The sequence below is a fragment of the Novipirellula methanifontis genome (assembly GCF_052161655.1).
Lineage (GTDB): Bacteria > Planctomycetota > Planctomycetia > Pirellulales > Pirellulaceae > Novipirellula.
Window position 1 is genome coordinate 8,409,642 of the sequence record NZ_CP197418.1, and the last position, 19,123, is coordinate 8,428,764.

The 19,123-nt window shown below is 54.0% G+C and carries 17 protein-coding genes; 6 read left to right on the forward strand and 11 right to left on the reverse strand.

What is annotated here, in order from left to right; translation table 11 throughout:
• Nucleotides 1–112 precede the first annotated feature (112 nt).
• From SH528x_RS29860 to SH528x_RS29870, 3 genes are all read left to right on the forward strand, one after another.
• A complete protein-coding gene (locus tag SH528x_RS29860; RefSeq protein WP_442507075.1) occupies nucleotides 113–691 on the forward strand; it encodes an adenylate kinase in 579 nt (192 codons plus the stop codon).
• Between the two features lie 226 nt (nucleotides 692–917).
• Nucleotides 918–5,498 carry an outer membrane protein assembly factor BamB family protein gene (locus tag SH528x_RS29865; protein WP_442507076.1) on the forward strand — a complete coding sequence of 1,527 codons (4,581 nt, stop codon included), beginning with the start codon at nucleotides 918–920 and terminating at the stop codon, nucleotides 5,496–5,498.
• A gap of 73 nt (nucleotides 5,499–5,571) precedes the next feature.
• Nucleotides 5,572–6,573 carry a PmoA family protein gene (locus SH528x_RS29870; protein WP_442507077.1) on the forward strand — a complete coding sequence of 334 codons (1,002 nt, stop codon included), beginning with the start codon at nucleotides 5,572–5,574 and terminating at the stop codon, nucleotides 6,571–6,573.
• Between the two features lie 230 nt (nucleotides 6,574–6,803).
• Here the strand turns inward: SH528x_RS29870 and SH528x_RS29875 are convergent, their stop codons facing one another.
• The 3 genes from SH528x_RS29875 to SH528x_RS29885 form a co-directional block, all read right to left on the reverse strand.
• Entirely contained in the window at nucleotides 6,804–7,367 is a 564-nt protein-coding gene (locus SH528x_RS29875; RefSeq protein ID WP_442507078.1) for an elongation factor P, read from the reverse strand.
• A gap of 66 nt (nucleotides 7,368–7,433) precedes the next feature.
• Complete coding sequence (locus SH528x_RS29880; RefSeq protein ID WP_442507079.1) at nucleotides 7,434–8,096, reverse strand: hypothetical protein; 663 nt, start codon at nucleotides 8,094–8,096, stop codon at nucleotides 7,434–7,436.
• Between the two features lie 87 nt (nucleotides 8,097–8,183).
• Nucleotides 8,184–10,061, reverse strand: a complete 1,878-nt coding sequence (locus tag SH528x_RS29885; RefSeq protein WP_442507080.1) for a cation:proton antiporter — start codon at nucleotides 10,059–10,061, stop codon at nucleotides 8,184–8,186.
• A gap of 497 nt (nucleotides 10,062–10,558) precedes the next feature.
• Here SH528x_RS29885 and SH528x_RS29890 point away from each other — a divergent pair, with 497 nt between their 5' ends.
• A complete protein-coding gene (locus SH528x_RS29890; protein ID WP_442507081.1) occupies nucleotides 10,559–11,491 on the forward strand; it encodes a glycosyltransferase family 2 protein in 933 nt (310 codons plus the stop codon).
• Here SH528x_RS29890 and SH528x_RS29895 read toward each other — a convergent pair.
• The 4 genes from SH528x_RS29895 to hpt all read right to left on the reverse strand — a co-directional run bounded on the left by SH528x_RS29895 (nucleotide 11,488) and on the right by hpt (nucleotide 15,338).
• The gene (locus tag SH528x_RS29895; RefSeq protein WP_442507082.1) at nucleotides 11,488–12,048 is read right to left on the reverse strand and encodes a hypothetical protein; all 561 of its coding nucleotides are present in this window, start codon (nucleotides 12,046–12,048) and stop codon (nucleotides 11,488–11,490) included. The two genes, SH528x_RS29890 and SH528x_RS29895, sit on opposite strands and share 4 nt — an antisense overlap.
• A gap of 313 nt (nucleotides 12,049–12,361) precedes the next feature.
• Nucleotides 12,362–13,456 (reverse strand): glycosyltransferase family 4 protein, encoded by a 1,095-nt coding sequence (locus SH528x_RS29900; protein WP_442507083.1) that lies wholly within the window; start codon nucleotides 13,454–13,456, stop codon nucleotides 12,362–12,364.
• Nucleotides 13,453–14,796, reverse strand: coding sequence for a glycosyltransferase (locus SH528x_RS29905; protein ID WP_442507084.1), 1,344 nt, complete (start codon nucleotides 14,794–14,796; stop codon nucleotides 13,453–13,455). Before SH528x_RS29905 ends, SH528x_RS29900 begins: the two co-directional genes overlap by 4 nt.
• Entirely contained in the window at nucleotides 14,793–15,338 is a 546-nt protein-coding gene (gene hpt / locus SH528x_RS29910) for a hypoxanthine phosphoribosyltransferase (RefSeq protein WP_442507085.1), read from the reverse strand. The genes SH528x_RS29905 and hpt overlap by 4 nt, the downstream gene beginning before the upstream one ends.
• Nucleotides 15,339–15,583: 245 nt before the next feature.
• On the opposite strand from hpt, the gene SH528x_RS29915 reads away from it, so the two are divergent.
• Nucleotides 15,584–15,934 (forward strand): hypothetical protein, encoded by a 351-nt coding sequence (locus tag SH528x_RS29915; protein ID WP_442507086.1) that lies wholly within the window; start codon nucleotides 15,584–15,586, stop codon nucleotides 15,932–15,934.
• 197 nt (nucleotides 15,935–16,131) lie between these two features.
• On the forward strand, nucleotides 16,132–16,377 hold the full coding sequence (locus tag SH528x_RS29920) for a hypothetical protein (protein WP_442507087.1): 246 nt from the start codon (nucleotides 16,132–16,134) through the stop codon (nucleotides 16,375–16,377).
• A 132-nt stretch (nucleotides 16,378–16,509) separates the two neighbouring features.
• On the opposite strand, the gene SH528x_RS29925 is transcribed toward SH528x_RS29920, so the two are convergent.
• The 4 genes from SH528x_RS29925 to SH528x_RS29940 all read right to left on the reverse strand — a co-directional run bounded on the left by SH528x_RS29925 (nucleotide 16,510) and on the right by SH528x_RS29940 (nucleotide 19,112).
• Nucleotides 16,510–17,220 (reverse strand): sensor histidine kinase, encoded by a 711-nt coding sequence (locus SH528x_RS29925; protein ID WP_442507088.1) that lies wholly within the window; start codon nucleotides 17,218–17,220, stop codon nucleotides 16,510–16,512.
• Entirely contained in the window at nucleotides 17,217–17,582 is a 366-nt protein-coding gene (locus SH528x_RS29930) for an STAS domain-containing protein (RefSeq protein ID WP_442507089.1), read from the reverse strand. Before SH528x_RS29930 ends, SH528x_RS29925 begins: the two co-directional genes overlap by 4 nt.
• A gap of 197 nt (nucleotides 17,583–17,779) precedes the next feature.
• Nucleotides 17,780–18,430: a hypothetical protein gene (locus SH528x_RS29935; protein ID WP_442507090.1), complete on the reverse strand. Its 651-nt coding sequence runs from the start codon at nucleotides 18,428–18,430 to the stop codon at nucleotides 17,780–17,782.
• Entirely contained in the window at nucleotides 18,381–19,112 is a 732-nt protein-coding gene (locus tag SH528x_RS29940; protein ID WP_442507091.1) for an ATP-binding cassette domain-containing protein, read from the reverse strand. The genes SH528x_RS29935 and SH528x_RS29940 overlap by 50 nt, the downstream gene beginning before the upstream one ends.
• Nucleotides 19,113–19,123: the final 11 nt, after the last annotated feature.

Genomic DNA, 19,123 nt, shown 5'->3' on the forward strand with positions numbered 1-19,123 from the left:
CGAGGCGAATCCCATGTGGATTCGCCTCTAATACTTCGTCAGGTTGTCTCGGCGAAGTGCCAGTGTGCAGCCGTTTTCCCGTTGAGTTAACGCGTTTCTAGAGCATAGTGCGATGCGGATCGTCTTTATCGGACCGCCCGGTGCCGGAAAGGGAACTCAATGCAAGCGATTAACGCAGATGCTTGAGATCCCGCATCTTTCGACGGGAGAGATGCTGCGAGGAACTCGCACGCAATCGGCGCTGGGACGAATTGTTGCCGGTTACATCGATGGGGGCCGACTCGCCCCCGATTACCTTGTGATGCGGATCGTGACCAAGCGATTGCTAGAGGGCGATTGTCACGGCGGATGCTTGTTTGATGGGTTTCCCCGAACGCTGAATCAGGCACAAATGCTCGATGAGCATTTGGCATCAAAAGCGAACCGCGTCGACTTGGTGCTCGATCTTCGTGTCGGCCAAGAAGAGCTCGTATCACGACTGTTGAAGCGTGCGACGATCGAGGAGCGAGCGGATGACAATGCGGAAACGATCTCAGCCCGACTGAGAGTTTTCTTTACTCAAACGGCTCCGTTGTTGGACTACTACAAGGGGCAAGGGATCGTCCGGCACATTGACGGAACCCGATCGCCGGATGAGGTATTCACGCAAATCCGCTCGTGTGTCCAAGCCACCAAATCTAAAAGCGTCTAGTCCCGCACAACCTCCGCTGGCGGGTCGGCGGCCACTGCTTTGCGCAGGAGAGCCAGACGGCAGTTTTTTGTTCTTCGTTGGGCGGATGTTCACAGTCATCGGCTGCAATGACGTGGCGAGTTTGCGGTACAATACGGCTTAGGGAATTCTTGTCGCCGCCGGCTATATCGTCGGCTGGCGCAGCGGAACACCATTCACAGGACTTGCGGTGCTGGCGTTGATGAACATGGACCGATTTCGATATTGCGTTGTATTTCTCTGCGGCTTGGCCCTCGCAAACGAGGCTGCAGATTGTTCCGCACAAGGCTTTTTTCGCCCGATTGGCGGCTCCCAGTCGGGCCGCTTCATCGAAGCACCGCGAAGCATGATGCAGCAACTGCGTGACGCCGAACGCTCGATTGAAAATGAGAGTTACAGTGACGCTGTCGTACGACTCGGTGATTTGCTGCAACGCGATTCGAGGTCGATGGACGAGAGTGAGCTGAGCGGCCAAGATTTTTTCCTCGATGCGAGCGACGCGACTGAGAGCAAAAAGCGGTTCAACGAGAGTCTATTTCATCGTGCCCGAGACATTGTCGGCAAGTTGCCACCGAAGGCACGCGAGATGTATCAACTTCGCTATGGGCCGCTTGCTCGCAAGATGCTTGATGACGCTGCGGGATCGCGTGATTGGCGAGTCGTGGCAGAGGTTCGTCGCAAGTATTTCCATACCGACGCCGGTTATGATGCGTCGTTGCTACTCGCCCGCCGTGAGTTTTACGCCGGTCATGCGTTGGCAGCTTCGCTATTGTTGGATGACATCGTCGAAGTGCCCGCAGCGATGTCACGGTTGGGTGAATCCGTCAAGTTGTTTTACGCGGCGGCGTGCCAGATCTCCGGACGCAGCATCGCGGATCTAAATATGCGGGGTTCCACGATCACGGTCAACGGAAAATCGGAACCGCTTCCTGAGAACGATGAGTTGGCCGCTTGGATCGAACAACATTTTCGTGCGGGCGATGTGGTGGAACGCAACGACGCCGACTATGCCATTTTTGGCGGCGAGCCCAATCGCAATGAACTCAGTCAGGGTGAGATGCCGCTTGAGAACGAACGTTGGCTGCTCGACACCACGGCGAGTCCACGTCAAGGTCGCACGCTTCGTGAAATCTCTTCGAGTTTAGCTTCGACCGGAAAGTTGCCGCCACCAAGTTGGACTCCGATTCGTGTCGGCAATCAATTGATAATGCGAACCACCGAACGGCTTGTCGGTGTGGACTATCTCAGCGGCAAGCGAGTTTGGATGTACCCCTGGTTCTCACCTTATCAAAGCTCCCAGTCCACAGAAATCGAATTCGACTCGATTCCGGGCGAGGACGATGCCGCTGATTTGCTGACTCAGCGGGTTTGGAACGATTTGCCCTACGGAGAAATCAGCAGTGACGGGACACGCGTGTTCATGGTCGACGACCTGGGCGAAGTGGAGATGGCGTCATTTAGCCCGATCATGGGGATGCGGGGGACCCGTCCCACCGACAGCAGCTCCAACACATTGGTCGCCCTCGATTTAGCGAGCGAAGGAAAATTGCGATGGCGGTTGGGTAAAAGCGAAGACACCGCGTCGACGCTAAGCGATGCATTTTTCTTGGGTCCGCCACTGCCGCTGGACGGACGCCTTTACACGATTGTTGAAATCGCAGGCGATATTTTGTTGGTGTGTCTCGATCCGGCAACAGGCGACGAATTGTGGCGTCAACATCTTGTCGCTGTCGAAACCGGAGGCATCGACACCGACCCCATCCGCCGCGTCGCCGGTGCGACACCGACTTTCCATGAAGGAGTGTTGATTTGTCCAACCGGCGCCGGAGCCATGGTGGCGTTCGATTTGGCCGACCGCATGCTTCGCTGGGGAGTCGTGTTCAACCGAAACGACGAATTCGCCCGCACCATGAGCGGTCGTGGACGAGGGGTCGAAACCGTGCCACTGATGCAACGTTGGCACAACGGTGCAGGCATCGCTTCAGGGCAATCGTTGTTGATCACCCCCATCGAGTCGGATCGATTGTTTGGCTTCGATGTCGTCACTGGCGAGTCGCTGTTCCCTGAAAAAAATCGTATCACGATGCGGTATCTGGCGGGGATTCGCGGTGGCAGGTTCTTCCTGGTGGGAACGAATCAAATGAGTGCCTACGATGTGAAAACGGGAAATAATCTGTGGACCACGAAATCAGATTTGCTGTCCGTCGGGCAAACCATTTCCGGTCGCGGTGTGTTCGGTAACGACTTCTACTTGCTACCCACCACCTCGAATGAAATCGTAAAAGTGTCACTGAAGGACGGTTCGGTGATGGATCGCCGCACGCTGCGATTCCCGCTGGGCAATCTGATTGCGGCGCAGGGCGAATTGATGTCGCAGGGTGCAACTTCGATAGCGGTTGCCTATGGCGAGGCCTCGCTCGAACCCAAGATCGAGCAAGCGTTGAACCGGAATCCGCAAGACATTCAAGCACTGATCCACAAGGGCGAACTTCTTATTCAACGAGGTGAACGCGAGGAAGCCTTGAAACTATTGGCCAAGGCACGCGAGCAGGAACCCGATAACGACACCGCACTGATGTTATCGGTCTCTGCGATGCTTGATTCGCTAAGAGAGTCCCCTGAGGTGAGCGGCGAGTTGGTCGACACGCTTGATCGTTTGATCTATCAACCAGAACAACGTGTGGAACTTCTTGCATTGCGAGTGCGAGCGGCGCTGCAACACAATCAACACGTCGATGCCGCCACATACATGCTGAAGTTGTCCGATGTCGTGACCACGGATCCGGCAAGCGACGGGGCCGCCAATCGCATTGTTGCGGATCCAACACGTCAATGCTCGCTCGACGCTTGGCTCGCTGCTCGCTCTGCCGAATTAGCGAACCAAATGGATGAGACCGAACGAGAGAAGGTCGACAAGTTGTTTGCCGACTCGTTCGCGGAAAAGCTACACAGCCCGAGCAATTTGTTGTGGAAACTATTGCAACAATTCGGATCGATCTCTGCTACCGATTCCATTCGCGAGGAGCTTTCCGGCCGACTTGAAAAAGATCAAGAATGGTTGCGTGCGTACAGCCTGCAATTAGGCAGCCGATTTGCCTCGCCCGAGCAATTGCAATCGCTGCCGACTCCGCGATTATTTCATCTCGCCAAAGTTCATTCGTTGAGCGGTTTCGCAAAAGATGCTCTTCAGATCCTGGAAATGCTGCGAGAGCGTGAGGATGGCCCCGACACTGAATTGCTCGATCAAATCAAAGACGCCACCTTGCCACTGATCGAGAAACGCAAATGGGCTGATACTGCGAAGATCAAATGGGAACCACGTCCGACTCGCATGCGAGCGACAATGGCGCTGAACCAACAAGTATCCGAAACGACCGTGCTGGCGGGCCAACAGTTTCTTGGCTGGCGATTGGTCAGCGAAGGAGCGTTTGCATTGGCGCTGCGAAATCCGCTCGGCTATCCGCGTCAAATCCCGTTGGATCTTGAAAATCGACAGCGTGACATGGGTCAAAACGAAGCGATGATCGCTGGCGGAGTGATGATCGTTGTCACCCCCAACGCACTGGTCGCTGTTGACTTGTATCGTCTAGAGTCCCAAGCGAACGAATCGGTGCTGTGGCGACACAGCCTTAGCAGTGACGATTCACCCCTGCTGAAACGCCGCAGCAATCCGACTCGATTTGGCGATCAAGTCTTTCAATACTTGCTCAATGGTACCACCGCCCGCAACTTGGTACCGACCTTTAGTTTGGGACCGATCCTGGGTGACCGCGTGTTGGCGCTTCAAGGCGGCGAATTGATGTCGCTTAATCTATTAACTTCGGAACCACAGTGGCGTAACTCGGACGCCCCGTCCAGCGGGAGCGTGTTGTGTGACGGAAACGAAATCGCTGTGGTCTCGGATAGCGAAAAACGAATCGTTTACTTCAATCTGCATGATGGTGCCAAACTTCGAGAAGTCGCTTGGGAACACGGGCAAATCTGGGCCGCCGTGGGCGAGCATGTGCTGGCGTATCAACCGACAGGCACCTCGCGTGAATATGAAATCCGCTTGTTCAATCCGTTCACGAACAAAGTCAAGCTCAACAAGCGAGCCAACGAAGCTAACCGCACCAACGAAAACATCCCTGCCTCGTACGGTCGCTTGATCGGAGGACGCTACCTTTCGCTACTGGACACCGAAGGTAACGCAGCAATTTGGGATTTGATCGAGGCAAACGAAGTTAGCAGTGTGAAATTGCCTGCCTATCCCGATCTGATCGGACTGCACGCGATGGTACTCGAAGACAAATGTTTCTTGCTGCCGATGCGTCGTCCCAACCAAAATGATGTTCCTCCGACCTCTCAATTGCATACTCGCCAAGGGAACGATCACGAAACGACCGACGCATTGTTTGCGATCTCGTTAAACGACGGCAAATTGATGTGGGAAAAGGAATTCGAAGAGCCATGGGGATGCACCATTCATCAACCGGATGCTTCGCCCGTGGTACTGCTGACTCGCGGTCGATCGATTTTCCCCAATCCGCGAGTCCGTACGCGAACGTTGGATTTAATGGCGTTTGATGTCGATGACGGACACGAAATTGCTTCGGTGATCGGAAAAGATGTACCCAGCCATACCAATGAATTAGAATCGCAAACGAAACTTCCTCCCGGTCAAGATTTGATGATTGTTGATATCGGTGTCGAGAAGTTGCAATTAGACTTTGACACGACGGATGTTACCGACGAACCCGAAGTCGACTCGGAAGCCTCGCCGAGTAACGAAGAAGACGCTCAACCCTGATCCGTTTTTCCCAAACGTTGCTCCGTTTACCCTCGCCCCATTTCCCTCCTTGTTTTGCTCTCTAGGACCCTCCATGCATTTGCTCAAAACATCTCTGCTTCGATCACTTTTCACAGTGCTAATTGCATCGACTTCGATGACATTGCTGTGGGCCGATTCGCCTTTGAAGACGGACGGCATGAGTGTCAAGAAAACGGATTCGCCCCAAGGTTGGAAGGTTTACGACAACGGGAAACTATTTGCTGGCTACATCGAAAATCAAAACGGTTTCCCGATTGTGTATCCCGTGATCGGACCGGGGGGACAATCCATGACGCGTGACTTCCCGATGAAATCGGGAACCGAAGGCGAAAAATTAGACCATGACCATCACCGTTCTCTTTGGTTTACCCACGGCGAGGTCAACGGAATCGACTTTTGGATCGACGACGCGCATGAAGGGACGGGGCGGATTGTCCAGACCGCTGGCGAAGCCATTGTCGATGCGAAAAACAATGCGGTCGTGATCACGACCGAAAACGACTGGAATGACGCCGAAGGCAAACGACAGTTATCGGATTCGCGTCGCACCACCTTTCACACCGAGGATGGCAAACGGATTATCGATTTTGAGGTGGTGCTACGCGCGACCGATGGTGATGTGAACTTTGGTGACACCAAAGAAGGAAGCTTTGGCATCCGTGTGGCTGGCACAATGAAGGTCGACTCGAAGCTTGGCGGCAAGATCACCAATGCCGAAGGGCTCACCGATTCCAAAGCCTGGGCCAAGAAATCGAATTGGGTGAATTACTCGGGCCCCGTCGACAACAAAACTGTTGGCATGTCTGTTTTCTATCATCCGTCGAGTTTTGCCGCACCCTGCAGTTGGCACGTTCGCACCTACGGCTTGTTTGCCGCGAACCCGTTCGGCCACTACCATTTCAATGGTGGTGACAAAACCGAAGGGATTACGCTAAAGAATGGCCAAACGATGGCGATTCGTTGCCGAGTGGTGCTGTATCAAGGTGACTTTGATGCCGAGGCGACCGCAAAAGCGTTCGCGAAATACGCCGCTGAAATGCCCAAAGCTCCGTAGGCAAACGCCACAGTGCGATCAGGCACAGTGCGATCAACTATGCGTGCGCAATGCAATTCACGTTGTTAGCGCCCGCGGCGCGAGCCTAGTGCCATCTACTTGAGTAGCGGTGCGGCGCGAGCCGCCCGGTTGAAGCTAATAAAAACGTCGATTTAGACCGGGCGGCTTGCGCCGCACCGCTACCTAAACCACTCGTTTGGTGCCGCTATATGTGGCATCGAACGCATGCATTAAGCACGCGACAAGAATTCGCCCGTTCGCGTATCCACTTTGATGCGTTCCCCTTCTTTGATGTACTCGGGAACTTGAATCACAAGATCGGTTTCCAGCGTCGCGGGCTTGGATCGCGCGGTCGCTGAGTTGCCTTTGATGCTTGGGTCACACTGCTTGATCGTCAATTCGACGGACGCCGGCAATTCGATCCCGACACACTCGTCGTTGTAGACCAGGGCGCGAATTCCCTCGAGTCCCTCGGTGATGTAGGGGATCTGCTCTTCGACATCTTCGATTGGCAAATCGTATTGCAGAAAGCTTTCCTGATCCATCACGTACATGTGAGTGGGATCGGTGTACATCAATTGCACATTGCGTTTAGAAAAATCCGCTTCGGCGACCACATCGGTCCCTTTGAAGGTGACGTCGATTTTATTTCGCGTGACGACATTACGGCCGCGGAATTTATACAACGTCGCAGCACCACGAGCGGACGGCGATTGAACCCAGAGCGAAATGATGACGATCGGATTGCCTTCGTGAACAATAACCGATCCGGTTTTAACTTCTTTTGCGAGCATCAGAGTACCTGCCCTGGATTGGGGACAGACCATAAGAGAGTGAATTGAAAGACGAGCGGCATTATTTCATCGCCATAGCCATTTACGAAAGCCCTCAACCACAAGCTCTTCTCGCCCGGAACTGTGCCAAAGCAAAAGTCCGACGAGACAAGCGGCCGCCAGCAGCATCGAAACGCCCCCCAAATTGCGTGGCACCGGTTGCTTCGGCACTTGCGTGCGGAGATGAGCCTGCAATTGATACCAAAACTGAGACGTCAAATTGGGTTCAAAGGCAAAAATCTGGGCCGAATCAGCTCCGGCTTGGCCATCAATTCGCAGTTGGACTTTGATCGTCGGCATGACAATTCGCAAACCGGTCGCGTCACCGGTTGCGGCAGGGTCAAGCTGCCGAGCGGCTTGCAGCAACGGCGGAAAGACTTGGTCAGCCGAGCGGCCATAGATCACCAGCTTTGGAGTGCTTGTGATAGCGATAAGCGACAAACAGAGAAAGTAAAACGCGGCAATCGCGAACCAAACCCAAGGACCAAACATGCTGGCCGCAGGAGTGGGAAAGAACAATTCAACAGGACCGACCGCAACAAGCCCGCTGACCGCGATCCCGATCGCCGCCACATCGCGTGGTCCGGTTGTGATCAATGCCCGGCCGGACGCTCGAATGCCCCCAATTAACAACAGGTAACCAATCAGCGGAAGCAGGGCCAGCAGCAATGTGAACGGAGGAATCAGCATCAATAAGAAACGATAAAAAGAGGAAGAGAAGAGAGGCTTACGGAATCAAGCAGGCGTGTCAATGAAGAAGCCCAACCGGAAAAAATCTTATTCTTTCGCCGCCTTGATTTCCGGATCCATCGCCACATGCTCTTGAGGAATCGGAACTGAAGTGACAAGACAAACCACCGTCTGGCCAGGCTCTGGTTTCAACGGATCGGTGACCGTATTGAGCAGCGGTGTACCGTCACTTTGAATGACACCCAACAATTCCGGTGAATCATTATACCGCCGAACGAAATCGGCGTAGGTGAAACTTTCCGTCAATTTGGTGGCCTTGAAGAGGGCACCGGATTCATGCAATTCGCGAATTTTCGAGAACGTCAGTCCTTCTCGAAAAAGTTGCCGTCCCAATGGATTGCTCGTCATTTCACGTCTAGATGTTGTGTTTTTAACCGTGAAATTCAACTGATACAGCTGGGCTCGTTCAAACATCCCTCGGCACTCGCGAACGGCGAGCGAGTTTACCTCGTCATTGGGAGTCATGGCCATAAACCGCCCGATGCCTGCGATCGAGAGATCCTGGCGTGCGTGCTCGTTGAGAATATTCATACACTCGGCACGCAAACCTGCGACCCGAGCCTGCGAAACTTTGTTGTAATTAGTGTCGACCAGGGTCACCGGCACACCGACCTCTTTTAGTTCTTCGGCAAAATCTCGGACCCAGCGATCGGCCCCCACCATCAAAATTCCATTGGATTTTTCATCGGCAAGTCCTAACAGTTTGGCGATCGGCGATGCCGCCAATCCGTAAACGGCAACGGTCCCCACAATCACAAGAAACGTCAACGTGGCAAGTTGATCTGAACCGACGAGATCAAAAGAGCCGCTTTTGCGTTCTAGCTCGAGTGCAAAAACGCTACTGACCGCTGCGGCGACGATCCCGCGCGGTGCAAGCGATGCAACAAATGCCTGCTCACGCCAATTCAGTGGCGATCTCCATAGCGAGACAAACACCGAGATAGGGCGAATGACCAGGATCATCAAGAGCAAGAATAGGATGCCGTGCCATCCATGTGCAATCACATCATCAATCACGACTCGCGAACCTAGCACAATGAACAGACACCCAATCAAGAGCGTCCTCAAGTTCTCTTTGAGTTCGATAATGTGTTCGATGTCAAAATGATGCTGATTTGTCAGCCAAATTCCCATCACGGTGACGGTGATCAGCCCCGATTCATGCGCCAAATGGTTGCTAATTGCGTACAGCAACAACCCCACCGAGAGTGTTCCGATGCCGTGCAATTGATCGGGAATCCAGTAGCGACGAAATGCGGTGGACAGAAATGCGCCGCCGGCACAACCGAGTCCCATCCCGACAATGATCGTTTTGGAAAGCATGAAAAATGCCGAGCTGATGTCGGGCTCTGATGAATGGACCAAGACATTTTCGAACACCAATACGGCCAAAACTGCACCGATTGGATCGATCACAATGCCTTCCCATTTCAACGTCGATGCCACACGTCGGGTGGGTCGAACCTGACGCAGCAAGGGACCAATCACCGTCGGACCGGTCACGATCAAGATCGCTCCGAGTAGCAGGCTGATCGGCCAAGCGAGGCCAAGAATATAATGGGCCGCCGTGGATGTTCCAAAGAACGTGATCACGGCGCCAAGCGTTACCAAACGAAGCGCGGCACTTCCGGCTTCGCGCAATTCATGGAATTTGAGTGACAAGCCGCCTTCGAACATGATCACGGCAACGGACAGCGAGACGATCGGAAACAGCAGCTCGGGCCCCGCTTTGGCGACGTCGCCTCCGGTCAACTCAGCCAGAAACGCGTCCGGCTGAACAAATTGTCCGAGTAACACTCCGAATAACAGCAGCAGCAAGATGCCGGGCAATCCCGTCCGCCAAGCGATCCATTGGGCAGTCACGCCAAGCGCAGGAACAAGGGCAAGATAAAGCAGTAGGTCCATAGTTTTGCTTCGCGTTGGTTCTATTTCGCGTTAGTTTTGCCAAGACAAAAGGTTCGTCATGTTGGGAAGGAACACCGCACTGATCCGCGGACTGGCAACGGGAAATCGAGCGTAACGTCATCTCCGACGAGCAGACAATGTAACGGACGCCACTCGCAGCGTCCTAGCGGACCAGCGAAAATCGATCGGACCTAGTGACGACAGCCCTGCAAAAAACCACGGCTACGGACGGCGGTTACCTCCCCTCTCATTTTGCAACCAAGTCCAGCCCCAATCTGCGTGCCCGGGGGGCTCGAATCTAGACGGGGACACCGCCCCCCCAATCCCTGCAGACCGCCCGTCGGCACAATCGTTTCAATCGGCATCGCCGACGGTTCCGAGAAGCGGGATTCGGCCGGTTGCGGCAAATTTCTCGACTCGGGTGATTTTGATGTCCCAAATTTACATTGGAAGGATCGATCGTCCCTTCGCTATCACCGCCTGCGTACGAGCTCAGCATGCCAACCGAATCCGATAACTTTGCCGACTTGATGTTTACGACGAACACCGTTGCAATCAAAGACGCTGCACCGAGACAATCTGCGATTGAGAGTCGTGACCCGGCAGAGAGCGTCCCCTCAGGCAACCGCGAAACATGGAGTCTCGATCTAGTCGATCCGATCGAAGAGGTCATTCGACGCACTGAAGAGACTCTCGACTTTATCGCCGAAGCCGCGATCGCGGCAAATAGCGTCCAACCGCTGGATCACTACGACTTGACGATTATCGTTCCGGTCTACAACGAACGTGAGACACTGCCTAAAGTGCTTGATCGCATTGATGAGGTGATGCCTCGCTCGACGGAAATCATCATTGTCGATGATGGCAGCAGCGATGGCACCAGCGAGTGGCTAAGCAGTTTGCCGCCACGTGCCAACCGCACCATCATTCGTCGCCGATGCAATCACGGCAAAGGTTCTGCGGTCCGATTGGCGATCCGACACAGCCAGGGTGGCGTGGTGGCGATCCAAGACGCTGATCTTGAATATGATCCCGCGACACTACTACGCGTTGTCTGGCCGATTCTGGATGGCAACGCCGACGTCGTCTACGGCTCGCGTTACCTGGATGGATCCACCGATCCGTCATGGGTGCACCGTATGGGCAATTGGACGCTCACGATGCTAAGCAACCTGATGACCGGATTGCGATTGAGCGACATGGAGACATGCCACAAAGCGTTCGACGGTGAAATGCTGCGAGGCATTTCACTGAAAGAGACTCGGTTCGGATTTGAACCCGAGATCACGGCAAAGATTGCCGCGAAGAAAGTACGCGTACTCGAAGTTCCAACCAGCTACGATAGCCGCGGCTATGACGAAGGCAAAAAGATCGGCTGGAAAGATGCCGTTTCAGCACTGGCGTGCATGTGGATCTACCGCAAAGGCTAATTGCCAGGCAGGTTCCGCTTGAACTTCGGTTCTTCTGCGGCCGGCAGGGCCACGTCATGCTCTTCTTGAAAACGACGTCGGTCGACTGCATTAGCGTAAAAACGCAACCAAGTTTCGTTGTCTTCGACACATCGCCATTCCAGGAACTTGCCAGGAATGTCGAGTTTCTTTTCACACGAAGGCATGATGTCGCGATAGATGATCTTGTACAGCTCGCGATCCGACAAGTGATCCGTGAACTTCAACACCACGTGTTCGGAATACAAACGCTCGATTGTGTTCGCAAGCAGACGGGGTAGCGTGCTGTCGGAAACCGAATCAGGACTCGGCAATTGCATCGGAGGGCTAAACCAAGATGTGATGGGAAGTGCAGGAGCACGTTCCCAAGCCAACATCGAAGCCAGGTATTCGTTTTCAGTTTGCAAGGGCATCCGGTGCATCGACGAGCTATCGATCGATTCGTCACGATACGGCTCGAGCTCGTCACGCAAGCGGGCATTCGCCAACAGCAAATCGACTTCATCAATTGTCGGTTGGCTTGTCTCGCTCATATCCATAGATGGCGGTACCTGATGGGGGTAGTAGACTTCGTGGGAAGAACGTGAGCAATCTAAAATTCGGGGAAATGATTCCAAGTGAATTCGACGATCACGATGTGCACGACGCTTTGCACAAGATCGATGGTATCTGTCTAAGCGAGCGGCTCAACGAAGAATTGAGTCAAAATGCCGTTTTGGGAACATTTTTGGCGCACCTGTCGTCTCCTGATCGTTACGAACGGAACCTCTTACCAAGAATCCCCGGTGATTTGCTATCAGAATCGTAGCCGAACACTGTTTAGCGTGCGTCATTCGGATCGCGACTACGACATCAGGATCGCAAATACAGCTCGGCATGACGTCGCACCATCGCATCGACGGTGAACTCCGTTTCGATCCGTTTTTTGGCCGCTTTTCCCAGACTTTCGCCTCGTTCAGGCGATTCCAGCAGCGTTATCGTTTGGCGTGCAAAATCGGCGGTATCTCCCATCGACACAAGCATTCCTGTAACGCCGGGGACGACTAAATCTCGGTTCCCCGGGATGTCCGATGCGATCACGGGAACGGCGGCCTGCATCGCTTCGATCACCGAATTGCTCTGCCCCTCGTATTCGCTGCCGATCCAAAACGCATCGGCGTGGGGCAGCAATTCGGAAACATCGTTGCGTGCCCCCGCAAAACGAACTCGCTCGGGGATCGTCACCGAATCTCGAAAACGCAGCAGCTCGCCGCGTTGAGGCCCGTCACCAAGGATCACCAGCGTGGTATCGTCGCGAGTTGACCCAAGTAACTCCGCGGCCCAAATTAAATCGCGATAGCGTTTCTGAGGCCACAGCCGGCCAACCGCCAAGATTAACTTGCGATCGACGGGCACCTGCAAACGAGCAAACGCTTCGTCACGCTCGATTCGCTGCTTGGACAAAGGCTCGATGCCGTTGGGAATGACGCAAAACTTGTCTCGATCGATCCCATGAGCGGCATAGAAATCGACCACTCCGGTGCTGTTGGTTGTGATCGCATCCGTAAATTTTGCGAGCCGACGATCCACAAAAAAGTGAGTTTCCGTTTTCCAAGGATCGACACACCGCTCGCTAGCCATGATCGTTGGTACTCGCGCAAGTCGAGCGGCGGCGCGGCCGAAGCTATTGGCTGCAAAAATCCAGGTGTGAACAACGTCGGGTTTTAACCGGACCAATTCTCGGCGAAGGCGAAACAGTGCCGACGGATCCGCTTTAAATCGTTTGCCGATCACGGTGACCGGGATGCCGGCTGAGCGCAGCGACTCACTACGCGGCCCGTCGCGGGTCAGCAAGATTACGTGCACATCGAACTGATCACGCGGCAGATGCTCGGCCAACAAGCAGAGTTGTTTTTCGGCCCCGCCACGGTCCATCGTGGGAATCACCAATACGATACGTCGGCTCATGACGCAGTCTCGATCGAACTGGATTTATTGCTAGCTCGCAATTTACCTGCCGATTTTGCGTGAACGACCCGTGTCATTAAATCGATATATGCTTCGATGGCCTTGCTTTGCGGACGCGATCGAACGAGATCACGGCGAAGCTGCAATGCCCGCTGCCTCGCAGCGGGCAAGCCATCGAGGGTCTGCCGGATCGCGATTCGAATGGATTTTGCCTTAGCGGGCGTAAACCAAGCCACATCCTCGTCGGCCACATTCTCGTCAGCGTGATCACTGTTTTCGCTGGCCAGATCATCGTCATCAACAAAAGCGGACGTAGCCCCAATTCGTTTGATCGGTTTCCCCACGGGCGTTAGTAGCGAACGCACCTCCGCCATTTCTGCCGCCACAATCGGCAACCCCACAGAAACTGCCGAGGGTAAGGCAAAATCGAGTCCTTGATGATCCGCATGAACAAAAACGTCGGCCGCCATCATCAGATCGCTGGCGTCAACAAACGACCCCGGCATTGCAATCGAATTTCGCACGCCATCGGCACGCAAAAAATCGTACAACGATTGGCGTTCGGGCCCATCGCCCACGAACCAAATCCGCAAATCGGGACGGCCGGCAATCAGATGCCGAGCGGCGGATGCCAAAATATCCATCGCTCCCTTCTTTTGCATTCTGCCCGTGCATAACACAACCTCAGAGTCGGGCATGGTGGACAAGTCCGAATTGACCGCCCCCAAGCGGGCGCGTGCAGCGACGCGAGTATCTTCGAGATTATGAACGCTACTGGTAAACCCAATCTCGATTCGGTGCAGCATTGCTTGCGGAAAACCTTGGGCGATCATCAATCGTTCGGCCTGGGCGTTTTTGACAATGATCGCATCGGCCTCTTTCGCAGTGGCGGCACAACGACGGGCGCTACGCGACGTTTGCCACCACGAGGGATCACTTTCGTCACCCCAGCCCGCCGAAACGAGGACCGAGGCGATGCCAGCAGCAGCGGCGGCTTCGACGACAGCCTGAGATTCCTCGCGAATTGAATCGGCCACAATCAAATCAAACGACGCACTGTGTTCTTTGAGCCAGGTCGTCAAATGCCGCACGTAGCGTCCCATCGACCAATCGCTGCGAGGGGCCGCTGCGGGTCGGTGAACGGGAATCTCACGAAACTGGAAATGCTCGGGCCACGACGCAGCGTAGCGGGGCGTCACCACCTCGACATGCACACCGCTGCGATAGAGATCGGTCGCTAGCTGAGCCAAAAAGCCGGCTGCATCAAACGACGCGTGGGGCCAAAAGTGCCGCCCCACTAACAAAACTCTCAGCGATCTGGCGGTTGGATGATCACTCACGGTTGCGATTCCGATGCCGTTGCCTCGATCTCGGCTGGTTCAAGCACGGCCAAATAGGGAAGATTGCGATACATATCTAAATAGTCTAATCCGTATCCGACTACGAATTCGTCCGGAATCTCAAAGGCAACAAAGTCGGGTCGCATCACGACCGAGTGCTCACGTTGTTTCCGCAACAGCACGGCTGTTTTGACCGTCGTCGCTCCCGAATCAAGCATCATCTGCTGCAGCCGTTCGAGTGTCTTTCCGGTGTCGAAAATGTCGTCCACGAGCAAGACATCACGTCCGGAAACGTCAATCATCATTTGCGAATCGACTTGCAGATCGCCCGATTTGGTGCCTCCACGATAGCTCGATGCCTGAACAACCCCAACCCGTTGTGGCATCGAAAGCCGGCGGATCAGATCAGCAAACAACACCAAACTGCCCGTCATCACGGCGATCACCGTCAAATGTCGCTGGTTGCCATAAAACTGATCGATCTCGCTCGCCAGACGCAGAACGCCTTCGTTCAATTTCATTTCGTCTAACAAGACTCGCATAACACCATTCCTAAAGGCAAAGTAAGTAAAAACGCATGGCAACTTGGGAAGTTTAGGGGCAGATTGCCTTTGAATCGAGATGGATCGAACGAAACCATTGCAATGAGTCGAAAAAGCAAAGACCGGCGGATTGTCACCAGGGACGGAGACATGATTCCGGAGTCATTTCTTTTCCAGGGATTCCTCATCGCCGTGCCACGCGACACAGCGATGTCCCCCCAATTCGACCGTGATTTGAACATCGAATGACAAACTCTCAACGCCTGGAAACTGTCCGAACACGGCTTTGCCAATGGATCAACGACCAGGGTGAGGCTGCAGGGCAAGAGAACGCGCATTCAACGATTTTGTCAGAATCACTGCTCATTCGCGATGGCTTTTTCTGTGGCCGCTGTTTTCGTACCGAAGCGTTTCGAGCGGTTTGGTTTATCGAAGAAGATCAACTAAAAATCTATTCCAATTCGGGCAACTTGGAATGCGTCTTTGATAGCAATGAGATTGATCAGGTCGAAGAAGTTCGATCCGTTGAAGAATCGATCATTCGGATGCCCGAGCGAATTGTGGAAACCAACGAGCCGATCCGACGCGCCGCCTGATTCATGGCCGCAAAGCTTGATTTTTCCATCCCTCGCGCAGCCTAATTTAGACAGGCAGCCTAATACCCAGTGGTGGTGGGGGTTTCGAAATCGGTCTAGACGCTAGCCGGTTTCGTATCTTAGAACCCACACTCGTGCGAGGCTTGGACGCACCACGGTACAAACATCAGCAAACAAATCAGGGACGGAGAGTTGGAATGAACGTAAATTTCTTTGAATGGTTACGAGACGGCGTACGGCAATCGGTACTGTTAGGCGTTAGCGATGCCATTGAACAAATTGGCACGCCGACCGACAGCGATGATTTGCATCCGAATGTTGCAGCACTGTTGGCAACCGATACGGGTACCACCACCAAAGGGACTCGCGGAAAAACGACTGCTGCAAACAAAAAACGGCTTGGCAAGTCGCTAAAAGATATGAACTCGAGCGACGCTGCCTAGAGGATTTCCATCATTGATGTAGCTACCGTCGCGTTCGCGGTGGACCACGTTCTGGCGAACGCAGCTACTTTTTGAGTGCCTACATCATTTCTCAAGTTGCTCTAACATCGCCGCGTTCAATTATCGCCGCGATCAATCACTTGATCGGCCACTCAATCGGCAACGAAATGTGACGGTGGTGGGACAGTTTGGCTTTGCGGTCAGCGTCAGTTGTCCGCCGACTAATTCGGCCCGTCCCTTCATCGACCGAATCCCATATCGGTCCGGCGAGACAGTCTGGGGATCAAAACCAACCCCATTGTCCTCGATCACGACCGTCAATGTATCGTCATTGACGCTTGCGGAAACGAGAACCTCAGTTGCCTTGCCATGGCGACAAGCGTTGCGGATCGCTTCGATCGTGATTCGATAGGTCGCCGTTGCAACCGCCTCGGATAACTCGTTCGCAGCGTCCGAGATATCCCATCGGACCCGAGTCCGACGTTGGTCTGCGTCATCTAGAATCTTTGCCAATGTTTCGGCAGCCGCAGTAGACCAAATCTGATATGCCAGTTCGGCGGGATAAGCGGAGCCCAGAATCCCTCGCCCCTTCTGTAGCGCCTGATCTACCCATTGCGAGATCTTTTCTAATTGCTCGCGACGTTGGCTCGCGGCTGGATCCGATGCGTCTTCCAGCGAACGGTCTTGCCTATCGATCAAGTTATGAAGCCCCGCCGAGGCACCAAAGATCAGCGGCAATAACGCGTCATGAATCTCGTGGCCAATCGCGGCTCGCTCGGCTTCGATCAAACGCGTGTTTTCTAATCGCGCGAGGTCGGTTGAATCAGAGTCGGCTGCGCTCAACCAAACCAACCTTTCTTGTCGAAGCTAGCCATCGCCTTTTCTTCGCCTTCTTGAATATCAAACAGCTTGTTCAGCTTCGTGATTTTGAAGACTTCCATGACATTGGGCGAGACTTCGCAAAACTTGAGTCCAACCCCTTGCGCTTTGCAACTCTTGTTTAGCATCACCAACTTGGTGATCATCGCGGAGGACATGAACGAGACACCGCGAAAATTCAGCAGCATCTTTTTATGAACCGCTTGAGGGACAGACTCTTGAAGATCGCGTCCGACCTGCTCGATTCGTTGGCTGTCAAGAATCTTGCTGTCGGTAAACCCAACCAACAAGATATCATTAACGACTTGAGTGGTGATCGCCGACATACATTGCTTTCGAAGAATGGAAAAGGGAAAGGCGGTTACCCGCCTGGCGACGGTTTCCCCTAATAGATTATCACCCCAAACCGCCGCTGGCAATTCACCCAGAGGTCGCAAACGACGCGGATCAACAGATTAAAAAGAGGGGCGTAACCACGGAAAAACATCCACTAACACGCCGCAATTCGCTGCGACGCGGTCATTCATGGATCAAAATCATCCAGTTGATCCACCAAGGCATCGAGAGGGTCCGATGGGTCGGCGGACGTGACGATTCGCGGTGATGTGGCAGGTGCCATGACGTGAGGGTTCGGCTGAGTGTCCCCCTTTCCCGTTTTCTCGAGAGATTGCGATGAGGGCGTCTTGGGCTTGATCGGCAACGTGGACGATCCCCCAGACGACAGCGAAAACGTCTTCACTTGCTTGGCGGCATGCAGACGCGAAATCGATTCACGCAATTTCTTAGAGTCTGGAAATTGACGCAAATCAAATGTATAGATTCGACGCGACCGCTGTGATGGATCGGCAACGACGTCAAGGTCGTCGGGATGCGGCCAACGCGTACCTTCAATCCCAAGCGTGTGGAGCGACTGACACGTCTGACCAGGCGTCTGCCAATCCAAGACCACGATATCGCCCGTGATCGACTCGAGCGTTAGATGGTCCGTCGAGGGAATCGAAATCGATTCGAGACGGTTGACCAGGGTCAGGTCGATTTCGGGCAGTCCAAGTAACTCGCCCAACACCGCATCGACACTGCATCCGGTCCCACGATGATTGTTTGACGACTCGGAATGCAAAGAATTAGGAATGGGTGGCGACTGGATAATCACGACGGTCAAGCGAACGGGCATACTGTTGTCTCCGAGATGTTTCTATCAAGTCGTAAAGATCAAACCAAAGATCTCGCAGATTCGTTTCTGGGCCAAGCGAGCGGCGATCAAGTTCGCGTCGCACGAGCGTTTGCTCGGACTCCGTTATCGATGCAATCAGAGATTCGGTCAACGCAATGATCTTGCCTGCATCAAGCGTCGTGTTTCGCAACACAGCAAAACCGCGATGGCTCTGATGACTGGTCGCCAAGACCGTTTGTCCTTGACGCCGTGCACGCGACCGGATCGCGACGACTGCGAACCAAGATAGCTGCTCGAGCCCGTCGATGATCAACAATCCACCGCCAGTCACTGCGGTTTGTTGTTTGGCAACGCAGATCCTCATCTGTCGTTTATGGATGGGATGCCGAAATATGCGTCCAAGCCACGAACGAAACGGTTGCTGCGGCGAAAGTTCAGGATCGTGAAGCTGAATTTCAACAATCTTGGAAAACCGATTTTCGATCTGCGAAACCAGCTCGCGAATTAACGTTGATTTTCCCGAGCCATGGGGACCCACGATCAAGTGGTAACGGGTATTGCAGATACGGGAAAGCAACCCATCGACGTCGTCGCCAAGGTCACCCTGTTGATCAAAGGTGTACTCGATGGCCCCGGGGCGGACGATTCGAGTACAAAACGGATTCGAAGCGAAATAGTTCACCGCGGTGCCTG

Excerpts from the sequence above, each read along its gene's own strand:
- SH528x_RS29935 (WP_442507090.1), bottom strand. The coding sequence starts at position 18,430 with ATGCCCGTTCGCTTGACCGTCGTGATTATCCAGTCGCCACCCATTCCT.
- SH528x_RS29900 (WP_442507083.1), bottom strand. The coding sequence starts at position 13,456 with ATGAGCCGACGTATCGTATTGGTGATTCCCACGATGGACCGTGGCGGG.
- hpt (WP_442507085.1), bottom strand. The coding sequence starts at position 15,338 with ATGCGAGTCTTGTTAGACGAAATGAAATTGAACGAAGGCGTTCTGCGT.
- SH528x_RS29920 (WP_442507087.1), top strand. The coding sequence starts at position 16,132 with ATGAACGTAAATTTCTTTGAATGGTTACGAGACGGCGTACGGCAATCG.
- SH528x_RS29930 (WP_442507089.1), bottom strand. The coding sequence starts at position 17,582 with ATGTCGGCGATCACCACTCAAGTCGTTAATGATATCTTGTTGGTTGGG.
- SH528x_RS29875 (WP_442507078.1), bottom strand. The coding sequence starts at position 7,367 with ATGCTCGCAAAAGAAGTTAAAACCGGATCGGTTATTGTTCACGAAGGC.
- SH528x_RS29870 (WP_442507077.1), top strand. The coding sequence starts at position 5,572 with ATGCATTTGCTCAAAACATCTCTGCTTCGATCACTTTTCACAGTGCTA.
- SH528x_RS29895 (WP_442507082.1), bottom strand. The coding sequence starts at position 12,048 with ATGGATATGAGCGAGACAAGCCAACCGACAATTGATGAAGTCGATTTG.
- SH528x_RS29880 (WP_442507079.1), bottom strand. The coding sequence starts at position 8,096 with ATGCTGATTCCTCCGTTCACATTGCTGCTGGCCCTGCTTCCGCTGATT.
- SH528x_RS29885 (WP_442507080.1), bottom strand. The coding sequence starts at position 10,061 with ATGGACCTACTGCTTTATCTTGCCCTTGTTCCTGCGCTTGGCGTGACT.
- SH528x_RS29890 (WP_442507081.1), top strand. The coding sequence starts at position 10,559 with ATGCCAACCGAATCCGATAACTTTGCCGACTTGATGTTTACGACGAAC.
- SH528x_RS29860 (WP_442507075.1), top strand. The coding sequence starts at position 113 with ATGCGGATCGTCTTTATCGGACCGCCCGGTGCCGGAAAGGGAACTCAA.
- SH528x_RS29915 (WP_442507086.1), top strand. The coding sequence starts at position 15,584 with ATGACAAACTCTCAACGCCTGGAAACTGTCCGAACACGGCTTTGCCAA.
- SH528x_RS29865 (WP_442507076.1), top strand. The coding sequence starts at position 918 with ATGGACCGATTTCGATATTGCGTTGTATTTCTCTGCGGCTTGGCCCTC.